Consider the following 14,012-nt stretch of genomic DNA (forward strand, 5'->3'; position numbering starts at 1 on the left):
GTGGCTCTTGGGGAACTTGTCTTCTTGCGAAATTCTTGGGCAATGCCGGGAATCGGCCCGACGCTAGTCCAGGGTAAAACGTGTATCCAGATAAAACTTGAGGCTGGGAGCCTGCCATGGGCCAGCGGGAATCCCACTGACACACGGCAGACAACCAACCTCTAGCGCAATCGCTTATTAGCGACGCAGACCCAGGCGACCGATCAGAGCCTGATAACGACCCAGATCCTTGCCTTTCAGGTAATCCAGCAGCTTACGACGCTGGTTTACCATGCGGATCAGACCACGACGGGAGTGGTGATCTTTACCGTTGGCCTTGAAGTGACCTTGCAGCTTGTTGATGTTGTGGGTCAGCAGTGCAACTTGCACTTCTGGCGAACCAGTGTCACCAACAGCTTGCTGATAGTCAGCAACGATTTGTGCTTTTTCTTGAACGTCGAGAGCCATGAGGCAATCCTTTTTTCAGGAAACCACCCAAAGGGCGGTCTCAACAGGCCAGGGACAAATCCCTGTATCTAAAAATGAGTGTTGACCGTGCCTGTTAACAGCCACACTCGTTCGGTCATTCTGACCGAATCAGTCGACGCGGCGCGATGCGCCCGTCTTCGCTCACTTCACCGATACCGATAAAGCGACCGTTATGATCCTGTACCCGCACCATGCCGAACTTCGGGGCATCCGGGGCACGTACCGGCTGGCCGTTGAGCCAGTAGAACGCGCTGTGCTCCGAGAAGTGCAGCAATGGCCAATCCAGCAAACCGCTGTCCGATGGCATCAGGAAGCGATCAACTGCTTCATTGCCGCCTTCGGCGTGCACCGCTTCCAACTCTTCCAGCGTGACCGTCTGGGCCAGGGTGAAAGGGCCGGCCTGGGTGCGTCGCAGTTCTGCAACGTACGCGCCGCAACCAAGCTTTTCACCAATATCTTCCACCAGGGTACGGATATAGGTGCCTTTGCTGCAGTCCACGGCCAGACGCGCAGTGTCACCTTCACAGGCGAGCAATTCCAAGCGCGCAATAGTAACAGAACGCGGTTCGCGCTCCACTACTTCGCCCGCACGTGCCAGCTTGTAAAGTGGCTGCCCATCACGCTTGAGCGCCGAGTACATCGGCGGTATCTGACTGATTTGCCCACGAAAACCGGGTAAAGCCGCTTCAATATCCGCACGACCAACGGTCACATCGCGAACCTGCAAAACATCACCTTCGGCATCGGCCGTGGTGGTGGTCTTGCCCAGTTGCATGAGGGTTTCGTAACCCTTGTCGGAATCGAGCAGGTATTGCGAGAACTTGGTGGCCTCGCCAAAGCACAACGGCAACACGCCGGTGGCCAGCGGATCAAGGCTGCCGGTGTGCCCGGCCTTCTCGGCATTGAGCAGCCAGCGGACCTTCTGCAAAGCGGCATTGGAGGTAAAGCCAATGGGCTTGTCGAGCAGAATGATGCCGCTGACGTTGCGACGGATACGTTTGACCTGAGCCACCGCTTACTCCTTGGCGTCTTCAGGTGTGGACGGGTGCTGACTGTCTTCCGCCACGGCGCGCTCGATCAGTGCCGACAGATGCGCACCACGCACGACGCTTTCGTCGTAGTGGAAGTGCAGCTGGGGAACGCTGCGCAGCTTCATTTCACGGGCCAATTGCATGCGCAGGAAACCTGCCGCAGCGTTGAGCACCTTGATGCTTTGCGCGATTTCTTCACTGTTGTCCTGCCCCATCACGGTGATGAAGATCTTGGCGTGACCAACGTCACGGCTCACTTCAACGGCGGTGATGGTGACCAGGCCAACCCGTGGGTCTTTGACTTCGCGACGGATCAGTTGGGCCAGCTCGCGCTGCATCTGATCGCCGATACGCTGGGTACGGCTGTATTCTTTTGCCATGTCTTGTTACCTGTTACTGCCACACGGTGAAACCCGTGGGGTCTGAAAGCGGCAAACGCCCGGCCTGACAAAAGCCAGACCGGGCGTTGCGTTTAGAGTCCGTACGCTGCGCGGGGCATTTGCATGCCCACTCGCTGCGTGGCTCCGGAAGTGCGCGAGTTAGAGGCTGCGAGCAACCTGAACCTTCTCGAAGACTTCGATCTTGTCGCCAACCTTGACGTCGTTGTAGCTCTTGACGCCGATACCGCATTCCATGCCGGCACGTACTTCGGAAGCGTCATCCTTGAAGCGGCGCAGGGATTCCAGCTCGCCTTCGAAGATAACGATGTCTTCACGCAGTACGCGGATTGGACGGTTACGGTACACAGTGCCTTCGACAACCATGCAGCCCGCGATCGCGCCGAATTTCGGCGAGCGGAACACGTCACGTACTTCGGCGATACCCAGGATGTTCTCCCGGACGTCGCTGCCAAGCATGCCGGTAAGGGCTTTCTTGACGTCTTCGATGATGTCGTAGATGACGTTGTAGTAACGCATGTCCAGGCCTTCCTGCTCGACGATCTTGCGAGCGCCAGCATCGGCACGCACGTTGAAGCCGAACAGTACAGCGTTGGAAGCCAGTGCCAGGTTGGCGTCAGATTCGGTGATACCACCGACACCGCCACCGACAACGCGCACTTGCACTTCGTCGTTACCCAGGCCGTTCAAGGCGCCGTTCAACGCTTCGAGGGAACCACGTACGTCAGATTTGAGGACGATGTTAAGCGTCTTCTTCTCTTCCTGGCCCATGTTCTCGAAGATGTTTTCCAGCTTGCCTGCGTGAGCACGGGCCAGTTTGACTTCGCGGAACTTGCCTTGACGGAACAGAGCCACTTCACGGGCTTTCTTCTCGTCGGCCACTACGCTCATCTCGTCGCCAGCGTCCGGCGTACCGTCCAGGCCGAGGATCTCGACCGGGATAGCAGGACCTGCTTCCTTGATTGGCTTGCCGTTCTCGTCGAGCATGGCACGTACACGGCCGTAGTTCGAACCGACCAGGACCATGTCGCCTTGGCGCAGGGTACCGTCTTGAACCAGAACGGTCGCAACCGGGCCACGGCCCTTGTCGAGACGGGACTCAACCACAACGCCACGGCCAGGAGCCGAGGGAGTAGCAGTCAGTTCCAGGACTTCGGCTTGCAACAGAACGGCTTCGAGCAGTTCGTCAACGCCAGTACCCATCTTCGCGGAGACTGGTACGAATGGAGTGTCGCCACCCCACTCTTCGGATGTCACGCCGTGAACCGACAGTTCGCTACGGATGCGATCAAGATCAGCGCCCGGCTTGTCGATTTTGTTCACCGCAACAACCAGCGGAACGCCAGCAGCCTTGGCATGCTGAACGGCTTCGATGGTTTGTGGCATCACGCCGTCGTCAGCTGCAACCACCAGGATCACGATGTCAGTCGCCTTGGCACCACGGGCACGCATTGCGGTAAACGCGGCGTGACCAGGGGTGTCGAGGAACGTCACCATGCCACGGTCGGTTTCAACGTGGTACGCACCGATGTGCTGGGTGATACCGCCGGCTTCGCCAGCAGCAACCTTGGCACGACGGATGTAGTCGAGCAGGGAAGTTTTACCGTGGTCAACGTGGCCCATTACGGTCACGACCGGTGCACGGGAAACCGCCTCACCTTCAAACTTCAGGGACTCGGCCAGGGAATCTTCCAGGGCGGTATCGCTGACCAGGGTCACTTTGTGGCCCAGCTCTTCAGCAACCAGTTGGGCAGTTTCCTGATCCAGTACCTGGTTGATAGTGGCCGGAGTACCCAGCTTGAACATGAACTTGATGATTTCAGCTGCCTTGACCGACATCTGCTGGGCGAGATCGCCAACAGTGATGGTCTCGCCGATCTTCACTTCACGCACGACAGGGCCGGTTGGGCTCTGGAAACCGTGGGCGTTGCGTTTCTTCAGCTTGGCCTTGCCGCGACCACCACGACGGAAGCCATCGCTTTCTTCGTCGGTAGTACGTGGGGCAACGCGTGGAGCAGGCGCTTTCTCTTTGACCGAAGCACGATGCGGAGCGTTTTTGCGCTCGCCATCGCCACCACCGCTGCGACGATTGTTATCGTCGGCACGTGGCTTGTCCGGGCGACGAGGTTCGTCACGCTTGCGGGCGTCAGCTGCCGGAGCAGGTGCAGCGGCAACCGGAGCGGCCTCACGCACAGCTTCAACAGGCGCAGCGACCGCTTCAGTGGCAGCAGGTTGCGCAGCAGCAGGCTGGCGACGCGCTTCTTCTTCGGCGCGACGCTTGGCTTCTTCTTCAGCCTTCTGACGAGCAGCATTTTCTACTGCGCGACGCTCTTCCAGTTCGCGTTTGCGCTCGGCTTCGATTTCTTCCGGGCTGCGCTGTACGAAGACTTTCTTCTTGCGTACTTCAACGCTGATGCTCTTGCTACCAGCAACACGCAGTGTGCTGGTGGTTTTGCGCTGCAATGTAATCTTGCGCGGTTCTTCCACTTTCGCCTTGTGGCTGCTCTTCAAGTGAGTCAGCAAAGACTGCTTCTCACTATCGCTCACACCTTCATCGGCGGCGGTGTGCGGCAGACCTGCCTCACGCATCTGCTGCAACAGGCGCTCTACCGGTGTTTTGACCTCATCGGCCAGTTGTTTCACCGTGACTTGCGTCATGCACTTCTCTCCTCAGGCCGCGCCTAATTACTCGAACCAATGGGCTCGGGCGGCCATGATCAACTTGCCGGCACGATCATCGTCAATGCCGTCGATGTCGAGCAGGTCGTCAATAGACTGCTCGGCCAGGTCTTCGCGGGTAATTACGCCGCGCACCGCCAGTTCCATCGCCAAATCCTTGTCCATACCCTCAAGCGAGAGCAGGTCTTCGGCCGGATGGGCGTCTGCCAGCTTTTCCTCAGTAGCGATGGCTTTAGTCAACAAACGATCCTTGGCCCGAGCGCGAAGCTCGTTGACGGTATCTTCGTCAAAGCCGTCGATGTTGAGCATTTCTTCCAACGGTACGTAGGCAATCTCTTCCAGGCTGGTGAAGCCTTCATCTACCAGCACCTGCGCCAGGTCTTCGTCGACTTCCAGCTCGTCGATGAAGTTGCGCAGGATGTCACCGGTTTCAGCTTGCTGCTTAGCCTGGATGTCCGATTCGGTCATCACGTTCAGGGTCCAGCCGGTCAGTTGGCTGGCCAGACGCACGTTCTGACCACCACGACCAATGGCCTGAGCCAGATTGTCTGCGCCAACGGCGATGTCCATTGCATGGGCATCTTCGTCAACGATAATTGCCGCCACTTCAGCTGGCGACATGGCGTTGATCACGAACTGCGCCGGGTTATCGTCCCACAGGACGATGTCCACACGCTCACCGCCCAATTCGCCCGACACTGCCTGGACGCGCGAACCGCGCATACCAATGCAAGCGCCTTGCGGGTCGATGCGTTTGTCCTTGGAGCGGACCGCGATCTTGGCGCGCGAACCCGGGTCGCGGGACGCAGCCATGACTTCGATCAGGCCTTCGGCGATTTCCGGCACTTCGATGCGGAACAGTTCAATCAGCATTTCCGGCGCGGTACGCGACAGGATCAGCTGAGGACCGCGGTTCTCGGTGCGGATTTCCTTGAGCAGCGCACGCAGACGCACGCCGACACGGAAGGTTTCGCGAGAAATGATGTCTTCGCGAGCCAGCAACGCTTCTGCGTTGTTGCCCAGGTCGACGATCACATTGTCGCGGGTGACTTTTTTCACGGTGCCGGAGATGATTTCACCCAGGCGCTCGCGATAAGCGTCAACGACTTGAGCGCGCTCGGCTTCGCGGACTTTCTGCACAATGACCTGCTTGGCAGTCTGTGCAGCAATACGGCCGAACTCGATGGATTCGATTTTCTCTTCAACGACATCACCGACCTTGGCGCCAGGATGCGTTTGCGCAACCTTGCTCGGCCAGGTTTCGATGGCCGGATCATCAAGATCGTCCTCTTCGACCACCGTCCAGCGACGGAAAGTCTCGTAGGCACCGGTGTGGCGGTTGATTTCCACACGCAGATCAACTTCGTCTTCAAAGCGCTTTTTGGTAGCAGTGGCCAGGGCCAGCTCCAACGCTTCAAAAATCACGCTTGCCGGTACACCCTTTTCGTTGGATACCGACTCAACAACCAGCAGTACTTCTTTGCTCATCGTACGCCTCGCCTTTCGCAAGCCATTGGATCCGCGGGATCCGCGTCTCAGTCAAAACTGGGAATAATGTTGGCCTTGTCGATCATATCGATCGGCAACAGGAACTCATGGTCTTCTACCTGCACCACGACATCCTGTTCTTCTACACCGCGCAGAAGGCCCTGAAAATTGCGTCGCCCTTCGAACGGGGATCGCAGCTTGATCTTCACTTGTTCACCGACATATTTAGCAAACTGCTCGATAGTGAACAGTGGGCGTTCCATGCCTGGCGAGGAAACTTCGAGGGTGTATTCAACGGCGATTGGATCTTCAACATCCAGGACACCGCTGATCTGACGGCTGACAATGGCGCAATCGTCCACCAGCACACCGCCCTCTTTATCGATATAAACGCGCAACATTGAGTGGCGACCTTGAGCCGAAAACTCAATACCCCAGCATTCATAGCCTAGGGCCACGACCACCGGGGCCAGCAAGGCCTGCAACTCTTCTAGCTTGCTCGACACCTGAACCCCCTCGTGCATGTATGTGCATGCTGTGCAAAATAAAAAAATGGGCGAAACGCCCATCCTTGAAACGCCGTCGAACAGCGGCGTTGAAAGTGTCCAGCTAACAAAAAGCCCCTTAAAAGGGGCTCCGCTAAAACTGGTTGCGGGGGCCGGATTTGAACCGACGACCTTCGGGTTATGAGCCCGACGAGCTACCAGACTGCTCCACCCCGCGACAAAGCTGGGGCGGAAGTATACGACCGATCCCTTGCAGGGTCAATGTAACCTTCCACCTACAAGAAAGCCCGCAACAGCGGGCTCTCCTGATAATTGGTACCGAGAAGGGGACTCGAACCCCTACACCCTATGGGCACAACCACCTCAAGGTTGCGTGTCTACCAATTCCACCACCTCGGCAATACAGCGTTTACAACCCTTCTTACTTTTGCTCTCGAGCTGGAGGCACGTCAGTCGCTGGAGTAGCCGACTTTTGCTCTTGAAGCACCGGGACATCATCAGAAGCCGGTTTTGCTTTTGGAACTTCCAACACTGCTGGGTTTGGGAGACCTACCTGAGTCAGCACATGAGCCTTCTCTTTAGCAAAGTAACCTAACCCCAAGCTGGTTATGAAGAAACCGGCGGCAAGTATAGCAGTAAACTTACTAAGAAAGGTAGAGGAACCTTGGCTTCCGAACACAGTATTTGAAGCACCTGCACCGAAAGACGCACCAGCATCCGCACCTTTACCCTGTTGCAGCAAAACCAGGGCAACTACGCCCAGTGCGGCCAACAGATGAAAAACGACTACGACTGTTTCCAGCATTTTTTCAGTTTCCCGCGGCGCGACAGATCGCACCGAACTCATCTGCATTCAGGGAAGCTCCACCAATGAGCCCCCCATCGATATCCGGCATGCCGAACAGTTCGACCGCATTGGCCGCCTTCACGCTGCCGCCGTATAGAAGACGCACACCTTGTGCGACTTCAGAATTCTCTGCCGCCAACTGCGCGCGGATGGCTGCGTGCACATCCTGCGCCTGTTGCGGCGTTGCAGTCAGCCCGGTACCAATGGCCCAGACCGGCTCGTAAGCGATTACTGCCTTTGCAAACGCACCGACACCCAGCTCCTCGATGATGCTGCCTAGCTGACGCGAGACAACTTCAAGAGTCTTGCCCGATTCGCGCTGCTCAAGGGTTTCCCCTATGCACAACACTGGAATCAAGCCACAAGCCTGTGCCGCTGCGAACTTGCGATTGAGTGTCCCATCCCGCTCGCCCATCATCTGGCGACGCTCGGAGTGCCCAACCAGCACATAGGAACAACCCGCATCAACCAACTGACTCGGTGCAATCTCACCGGTCAACGCACCTTGCATGGCTTCCACCGCAGAATTCTGCGCGCCGACCTGAATCGACTTGCCTTTCAAGCCATCAACCACTTGGGTGATATGCAAGAGAGGCGGGAAAACCGCCACATCAACGCCGCTAGGCAAGGCCAGGTGACGAAGGCCGTTGATCAGCTCAGCGACACTGGCGCGGGTACCGTGCATCTTCCAGTTACCAGCTACCATAGTGCGACGCATGCTGTACCCCGTCGGTCAAAGTGGGCGCAGATGTTACCCAACCACATCACCACTGGCAAGCCGAATTCAGGCGCAAACTTCACTTACCAGTTTTGCCAGGCTTTCTGCATGCTCGCGAACCTGCGTTTCATCGTCACCTTCGACCATGACGCGCACCAAAGGCTCTGTGCCGGACTTGCGCAGCAACACCCGCCCACGCCCCGCCATTGCCAGCGTCACACGCTCACAGGCATCTTTGACAGCCGGGTGCTCGATTGGGTTTTCACCCCCTGCAAAGCGCACATTGAGGAGCACTTGCGGGCACTTGCGCAGCGCCTGACGCGCCTGAGCAAGACTCTCTTCACGACGACGCAAAGACAGCAATACCTGGAGCGCCGCGATAATTGCGTCGCCAGTAGTGGTGTGCTGGAAGCAGACAACATGCCCGGAGTTCTCGCCACCCACTTGCCAGTTACGCTCCAGCAGCTCGGCGATTACGTAACGGTCACCGACATTGGCACGAACAAAGGGAATCCCCAGGTCAGCCAGGGCCAACTCCAATCCCAGATTACTCATCAACGTACCAACGACGCCGCCCTGCAGCTTGTTACGCTCATGCAAGTCGCGAGCAATGATGAACAGCAGGTCATCGCCATCGACCACCGCGCCCGTGTGATCCACCATCAGCACGCGATCGCCATCGCCATCAAAGGCAATACCCAAGTCAGCATGCTTGGCCAGCACGGCTGCCTGCAACTGCTCCATGTGCGTGGAGCCACAGTTCTCGTTGATATTCAAACCATCAGGCTGCGCCGACAGCACCGTTACTTCGGCACCCAACTCCTTGAACACGCTCGGGGCAACCTTGTAGGTCGCACCGTGTGCGCAATCGACAACAATTTTCAGCCCGGCAAAATTGGTACTGGTAGGAACACTGCTTTTGCAAAACTCGATGTAACGCCCAGAGGCATCATTGATGCGCGACACCTTGCCCAGCTTACTGGACTCGACCACAGTCATCGGTGCGTCGAGCAATTCTTCGATCATCAGCTCGATTTCGTCAGGCAACTTGGTGCCCTGACCGGAAAAGAACTTGATGCCATTGTCATCGTGGGGATTGTGCGAAGCGCTGATCACAATACCGGCTTCAGCGTGGAAGGTACGCGTCAGGTAGGCGATCGCCGGCGTCGGCATCGGCCCCAGCAACATCACATCAGCACCGGCAGCAGACAAACCCGCCTCGAGCGCAGACTCAAACATATAACCCGAAATGCGGGTGTCCTTGCCCACCAGGATGCGGCACGCGCCCATGCTGCGGAACGCCATGCCTGCCGCCCAACCCAGCTTGAGCATGAAGTCAGGAGTAATCGGAAACTCGCCGACCCGACCACGGATACCGTCGGTGCCAAAGTATTTTTTAGTCATAAGTGCTCCATCATTCTTATTCGGCGGATTCTACAGCGGCAATCATGCGCACCACATCGACCGTCTCGGCGACATCATGTACACGCAAGATGCGTGCGCCCTTGGTCACGGCAAGCGCCGCAAGCGCCAGGCCACCATACAACCGCTCACCCACTGGACGATTCAATGCCAGCCCTATCATGCTCTTGCGCGAAACCCCAACCAACAAGGGACGACCAAGCGCATGGAGGGACTCCATGTGTTTAAACAGACTCAAATTATGTTGCAGGGTCTTGGCGAAGCCAAACCCAGGATCAAGGATGATCTTCTCGGGAGCGATGCCTACTCCAGCGCACTGAGCGATCCGCTCAGCCAGGAAACTGCTCACCTCACCAACGAGATCGTCGTAGTGCGGATTGTCCTGCATATTTCCAGGCTCCCCCAGCATGTGCATCAGGCACACCGGCAGACCGGTAGCTGCTGCCGCATCCAGGGCACCGTCACGCCGCAAGGAACGCACGTCATTGATAAGCCCAGCCCCCAGCCGCGCGGTTTCGCGCATCACCGCCGGGGTCGAGGTATCAACCGAGATAATGACATCCAGCTCCTGGGCGATGCGCTCGACAATCGGCGCAACCCGCTCCAGCTCCTCCAAGGGAGAAACCACACGAGCACCGGGACGGGTGGACTCCCCTCCCACATCGATCAAGGTCGCACCAGCCAACACCATCGCCTCGGCGTGGCGCAACGCAGCATCAAGCTGGCTGAAGCGACCACCATCAGAGAAGGAATCAGGAGTGACATTAAGAATGCCCATGACATGCGTATGGGCCAAATCAAGAACCCGATTGCCGCAAGGCAACCGGGTGGAGGACAGCACAGAAGTCATTTCAAACCTTAATGGTCAGCCGCAGGGCCGCCGATCGGGGTTTCAGGGCGTTCATTCTGGACCACTGGCGGCGTACCCGAAGTACCCGAACCACCTTCCCAATCGCGAGGCTCACGCGGGGTGCGGCCAGCCATGATGTCGTCGATCTGGTCGGCATCAATGGTTTCGTACTTCATCAGCGCGTCAGCCATCGCGTCGAGCTTGTCGCGGTTATCGGTCAGGATCTGCTTGGCCGTGCCGTAGCACTGGTCGATGATGCTGCGCACTTCGGAGTCGATCAGCTTGGCTGTCTCACCGGAGAAGCTGGCGCTTTGACCGCCGCCGCCACGACCCAGGAACACCTCACCTTCTTCCTCGGCATACATCAAAGGACCGAGTTTTTCCGACAAGCCCCACTTGGTCACCATGTTTCGCGCAATCTGGCTGGCACGCATGATGTCGTTGGACGCGCCGGTGGTCACACCGTCAAAGCCCAGGGTCATTTCTTCCGCGATACGGCCGCCGTACAGCGAACAGATCTGGCTGATCAGCGCACGCTTGGAAAGGCTGTAGCGATCTTCTTCCGGCAGGAACATGGTGACACCCAGCGCCCGACCGCGAGGAATGATCGATACCTTGTAGACCGGGTCATGCTCTGGCACAACGCGACCAACAATGGCGTGACCGGCTTCGTGATAAGCAGTGTTCTGCTTTTCTTTCTCGGACATGACCATGGATTTGCGCTCGGCACCCATCATGATCTTGTCTTTCGCCAGTTCGAACTCTTTCATTTCGACGATGCGCTTGCCGGTACGGGCCGCAAACAGCGAAGCCTCGTTAACCAGGTTGGCCAGGTCAGCACCGGAGAAGCCAGGAGTACCACGGGCAATCACGGCCGGAGCCACGTCGTCGCCCATCGGCACTTTGCGCATATGCACTTTGAGAATCTGCTCACGACCACGGATGTCCGGCAAGCCGACCACGACCTGGCGGTCGAAACGGCCCGGACGCAGCAACGCAGGGTCCAATACATCCGGACGGTTGGTAGCAGCGATGACAATGATGCCGTCATTCATTTCAAAGCCGTCCATTTCAACCAGCAGTTGGTTGAGGGTCTGCTCACGCTCATCATGACCGCCGCCCATGCCGGCGCCACGATGGCGACCAACGGCGTCGATTTCATCAATGAAGATAATGCAGGGTGCGTGCTTCTTGGCCTGCTCGAACATATCGCGAACACGGCTGGCGCCGACACCGACAAACATCTCGACGAAGTCAGAACCGGAAATGGTGAAGAACGGCACTTTCGCTTCGCCGGCAATCGCCTTGGCCAGCAAGGTTTTACCCGTACCTGGCGGGCCTACCATCAGCACACCACGTGGAATGCGACCACCCAGGCGCTGGAACTTGCCCGGATCGCGCAGGAACTCGACCAACTCACCGACTTCTTCCTTGGCTTCATCGCAACCGGCAACATCAGCCAGGGTGGTCTTCACCTGATCTTCGGAAAGCAGGCGCGCCTTGCTCTTGCCAAAGCTCATCGGCCCGCCCTTGCCTCCCGCACCACCTTGCATCTGGCGCATGAAGAACATGAACACGGCAATAATCACCAGGATCGGGAAGCTGGCGACCAGGAGCTGGGTCCAGATGCTCTGCTGCTCAGGCTGCTTGCCTTCAACCACGACGTGGTTGTCCACCAGATCGCCGATCAGGCCGTTGTCCGGAATGTTCGGACGAATGGTCTTGAAGCTATCGCCGTCGTTGCGCTTGCCGTTGATCACAAAGCCATCAATCGCTACACGCTCGACCTTGCCATCCTTGACTTGCTGGATGAAGTCGGAGTAGTTGAGGGTCTGCGGCTCGTTAGGGCTGGAGAAGTTGTTCATCACCGTCACAAGGACAGCCGCGATGATCAACCACAGGATCAGATTCTTTGCCATATCGTTCAATTAACTACCCTCTGAAGCAAGCTCCGCTACTGGCGCGCGCTTCGCATGATATTCACCGGCCTAACTTACTACATTACCTACAACTCTGGCAGGCGCCGTCTGTAACCCTTTGTGAAACTTTGACTACACAATATTCGTAAAGCTTCGTGACGAAAGCGACATAAAAAAACCTATCGCCCTCCTCGCCTTTCTCAAAAACGCTCTTCACTCGTCGCACCTTCGACGCCACGGAAGCCACGGCACAGCAGGTATTGCTCTCTGGACCGGTCCCGGGAAGAGTCTGGCTTACGCGTCTGCACCTTATCGAACAACTTGCGTATGTTCTTGTGGTACTCGTCGAAACCTTCACCCTGGAAGACCTTCACCAGGAAATCGCCACCGGGACGCAATACCCGACCCGCCAAATCCAGTGCCAGCTCGCAAAGGAACATTGCACGCGGCATATCGACGGCCGGTAATCCACTCATATTGGGGGCCATGTCGGAAATCACAAGGTCTACCTGCGAATTTCCCACAGCCTCAAGGATTTGGGCGAGCACCGTGTCCTGGGTAAAGTCACCATGAACAAAGGTCACGTCCGGGATGCTGTCCATCTCGAGGATGTCGGAAGCGATAAGGCGACCTTGCCCACCAATCAGACGACTGGTCACCTGGGACCAGCCACCAGGGGCTGCACCAAGATCGATAACGCTCATGCCTGGACGGATCAGCTTGTCCTTGTCCTGGATCTCCAGCAGCTTGTAGCTGGCACGGGAACGATAGCCGTCCTTTTGCGCCTTTTTGACGTAAGGATCGTTGAAATGCTCTTGCAGCCACTTGAGGCTAGTTTTGGAACGGGCCACGGGCCACCTCGAAAATAAAACGGGTTGTGATTAACTGGGCGGTCCCGGACTCGCTCGGGTAAACTGGCCGCCGCTTTTTACAAGATCAGACGCAGGGGTCAGATTATGCCGCTCACTCAAGAGCAGAAGAAACAGTACAAATCCATTGGCCACCATCTGAAACCAGTTCTGATTGTGGCAGACAACGGTTTGACTGAAGGTGTGTTAGCCGAACTTGAACGCGCATTGGGCGATCACGAACTGATCAAGATCAAGGTCAACATCCTTGACCGCGAAGCGCGCCTGGCCGCCATTGCAGAACTGTGCAAGGTGGGCAAGGCCGACCTGGTTCAGGTCATCGGCAAGATGGCGCTGCTGTATCGCAAGAACTTCAGCGTCAACAAACAGCTGTCGAACGTTCATCGCTTCAAATGATTCAAAGGGTCACGGGCGTGCTTCGCGCGCCCTGCCGCTCCATCCCGGTGCAGGTTGCACAACCAGGACCAAGCCAGAGAACCCTAGCACAAGATAGCTGAACAACTGCCAGCGCAACGCTTCCGGCAGCCACACATGCACGATGCAAAACATTGCACACGCATACAGCGCCATCAACAGCAGTTGGCCGCGAATATCCCGCCACAAACTCCCCCAGCCTTCGGCCTTGACCAGCACCAACGCCTGGAGTGTCACGCACGCCGCCGCAAAACCCACCAACAGCGCACTCAGTAATCCGTCGATCTCATCGATCAGCAACGGTGCCAGGCCTATCAGGCCCAGCGCCGGTAAAACACCAATGTGCAACAACCACAGGCCACCCACCCAAAGCATCTGGGAGAGCTGCCAAAGCATGGCGCCC

Annotated in this window: 14 protein-coding genes and 2 tRNA genes; 1 reads left to right on the forward strand and 15 read right to left on the reverse strand. The window is 57.4% G+C overall.

Annotated features, from left to right (window positions below; genetic code table 11):
• Positions 1-177 precede the first annotated feature (177 nt).
• The 14 genes from rpsO to rlmE all read right to left on the reverse strand — a co-directional run bounded on the left by rpsO (position 178) and on the right by rlmE (position 13,177).
• Complete coding sequence (rpsO, locus tag LIY36_RS11230) at positions 178-447, reverse strand: 30S ribosomal protein S15 (protein ID WP_003176135.1); 270 nt, start codon at positions 445-447, stop codon at positions 178-180.
• A 115-nt stretch (positions 448-562) separates the two neighbouring features.
• Positions 563-1,480 (reverse strand): tRNA pseudouridine(55) synthase TruB, encoded by a 918-nt coding sequence (gene truB / locus LIY36_RS11235; protein WP_026136642.1) that lies wholly within the window; start codon positions 1,478-1,480, stop codon positions 563-565.
• Positions 1,481-1,483: 3 nt separating this feature from the next.
• Positions 1,484-1,879: a 30S ribosome-binding factor RbfA gene (gene rbfA / locus LIY36_RS11240; RefSeq protein WP_065883945.1), complete on the reverse strand. Its 396-nt coding sequence runs from the start codon at positions 1,877-1,879 to the stop codon at positions 1,484-1,486.
• 159 nt (positions 1,880-2,038) lie between these two features.
• On the reverse strand, positions 2,039-4,555 hold the full coding sequence (infB, locus tag LIY36_RS11245; RefSeq protein ID WP_226455727.1) for a translation initiation factor IF-2: 2,517 nt from the start codon (positions 4,553-4,555) through the stop codon (positions 2,039-2,041).
• A gap of 27 nt (positions 4,556-4,582) precedes the next feature.
• Complete coding sequence (gene nusA, locus LIY36_RS11250) at positions 4,583-6,064, reverse strand: transcription termination factor NusA (RefSeq protein WP_017735551.1); 1,482 nt, start codon at positions 6,062-6,064, stop codon at positions 4,583-4,585.
• 47 nt (positions 6,065-6,111) lie between these two features.
• Complete coding sequence (rimP, locus tag LIY36_RS11255) at positions 6,112-6,570, reverse strand: ribosome maturation factor RimP (protein ID WP_032862957.1); 459 nt, start codon at positions 6,568-6,570, stop codon at positions 6,112-6,114.
• A gap of 140 nt (positions 6,571-6,710) precedes the next feature.
• Positions 6,711-6,787 (reverse strand) — tRNA-Met (locus LIY36_RS11260).
• A 96-nt stretch (positions 6,788-6,883) separates the two neighbouring features.
• A tRNA-Leu gene (locus LIY36_RS11265) sits at positions 6,884-6,969 on the reverse strand.
• Between the two features lie 22 nt (positions 6,970-6,991).
• Complete coding sequence (gene secG, locus LIY36_RS11270; protein WP_226455728.1) at positions 6,992-7,375, reverse strand: preprotein translocase subunit SecG; 384 nt, start codon at positions 7,373-7,375, stop codon at positions 6,992-6,994.
• 4 nt (positions 7,376-7,379) lie between these two features.
• Positions 7,380-8,135 (reverse strand): triose-phosphate isomerase, encoded by a 756-nt coding sequence (gene tpiA, locus LIY36_RS11275; RefSeq protein WP_192298918.1) that lies wholly within the window; start codon positions 8,133-8,135, stop codon positions 7,380-7,382.
• A 66-nt stretch (positions 8,136-8,201) separates the two neighbouring features.
• A complete protein-coding gene (gene glmM / locus LIY36_RS11280) occupies positions 8,202-9,539 on the reverse strand; it encodes a phosphoglucosamine mutase (protein ID WP_192298919.1) in 1,338 nt (445 codons plus the stop codon).
• A 16-nt stretch (positions 9,540-9,555) separates the two neighbouring features.
• Entirely contained in the window at positions 9,556-10,407 is an 852-nt protein-coding gene (gene folP / locus LIY36_RS11285; RefSeq protein WP_226455729.1) for a dihydropteroate synthase, read from the reverse strand.
• Positions 10,408-10,415: 8 nt separating this feature from the next.
• The gene (gene ftsH, locus LIY36_RS11290; RefSeq protein WP_226455730.1) at positions 10,416-12,326 is read right to left on the reverse strand and encodes an ATP-dependent zinc metalloprotease FtsH; all 1,911 of its coding nucleotides are present in this window, start codon (positions 12,324-12,326) and stop codon (positions 10,416-10,418) included.
• A 200-nt stretch (positions 12,327-12,526) separates the two neighbouring features.
• Positions 12,527-13,177 carry a 23S rRNA (uridine(2552)-2'-O)-methyltransferase RlmE gene (gene rlmE, locus LIY36_RS11295; protein ID WP_192298922.1) on the reverse strand — a complete coding sequence of 217 codons (651 nt, stop codon included), beginning with the start codon at positions 13,175-13,177 and terminating at the stop codon, positions 12,527-12,529.
• Between the two features lie 105 nt (positions 13,178-13,282).
• On the opposite strand from rlmE, the gene LIY36_RS11300 reads away from it, so the two are divergent.
• Positions 13,283-13,591: a YhbY family RNA-binding protein gene (locus LIY36_RS11300; protein ID WP_017139256.1), complete on the forward strand. Its 309-nt coding sequence runs from the start codon at positions 13,283-13,285 to the stop codon at positions 13,589-13,591.
• Positions 13,592-13,600: 9 nt separating this feature from the next.
• On the opposite strand, the gene LIY36_RS11305 is transcribed toward LIY36_RS11300, so the two are convergent.
• Entirely contained in the window at positions 13,601-14,005 is a 405-nt protein-coding gene (locus LIY36_RS11305) for an MFS transporter (protein ID WP_192298923.1), read from the reverse strand.
• Between the last annotated feature and the right edge of the window lie 7 nt (positions 14,006-14,012).

It is taken from the genome of Pseudomonas sp. AF03-9, from assembly GCF_020515815.1.
Lineage (GTDB): Bacteria > Pseudomonadota > Gammaproteobacteria > Pseudomonadales > Pseudomonadaceae > Aquipseudomonas.

What these genes read in the sequence shown, in the direction of transcription:
- rpsO (WP_003176135.1), bottom strand. Translation starts at nt 447, where the DNA reads ATGGCTCTCGACGTTCAAGAAAAAGCACAAATCGTTGCTGACTATCAG.
- rbfA (WP_065883945.1), bottom strand. Translation starts at nt 1,879, where the DNA reads ATGGCAAAAGAATACAGCCGTACCCAGCGTATCGGCGATCAGATGCAG.
- infB (WP_226455727.1), bottom strand. Translation starts at nt 4,555, where the DNA reads ATGACGCAAGTCACGGTGAAACAACTGGCCGATGAGGTCAAAACACCG.
- nusA (WP_017735551.1), bottom strand. Translation starts at nt 6,064, where the DNA reads ATGAGCAAAGAAGTACTGCTGGTTGTTGAGTCGGTATCCAACGAAAAG.
- secG (WP_226455728.1), bottom strand. Translation starts at nt 7,375, where the DNA reads ATGCTGGAAACAGTCGTAGTCGTTTTTCATCTGTTGGCCGCACTGGGC.
- tpiA (WP_192298918.1), bottom strand. Translation starts at nt 8,135, where the DNA reads ATGCGTCGCACTATGGTAGCTGGTAACTGGAAGATGCACGGTACCCGC.
- glmM (WP_192298919.1), bottom strand. Translation starts at nt 9,539, where the DNA reads ATGACTAAAAAATACTTTGGCACCGACGGTATCCGTGGTCGGGTCGGC.
- folP (WP_226455729.1), bottom strand. Translation starts at nt 10,407, where the DNA reads ATGACTTCTGTGCTGTCCTCCACCCGGTTGCCTTGCGGCAATCGGGTT.
- ftsH (WP_226455730.1), bottom strand. Translation starts at nt 12,326, where the DNA reads ATGGCAAAGAATCTGATCCTGTGGTTGATCATCGCGGCTGTCCTTGTG.
- LIY36_RS11300 (WP_017139256.1), top strand. Translation starts at nt 13,283, where the DNA reads ATGCCGCTCACTCAAGAGCAGAAGAAACAGTACAAATCCATTGGCCAC.
- LIY36_RS11305 (WP_192298923.1), bottom strand. Translation starts at nt 14,005, where the DNA reads ATGCTTTGGCAGCTCTCCCAGATGCTTTGGGTGGGTGGCCTGTGGTTG.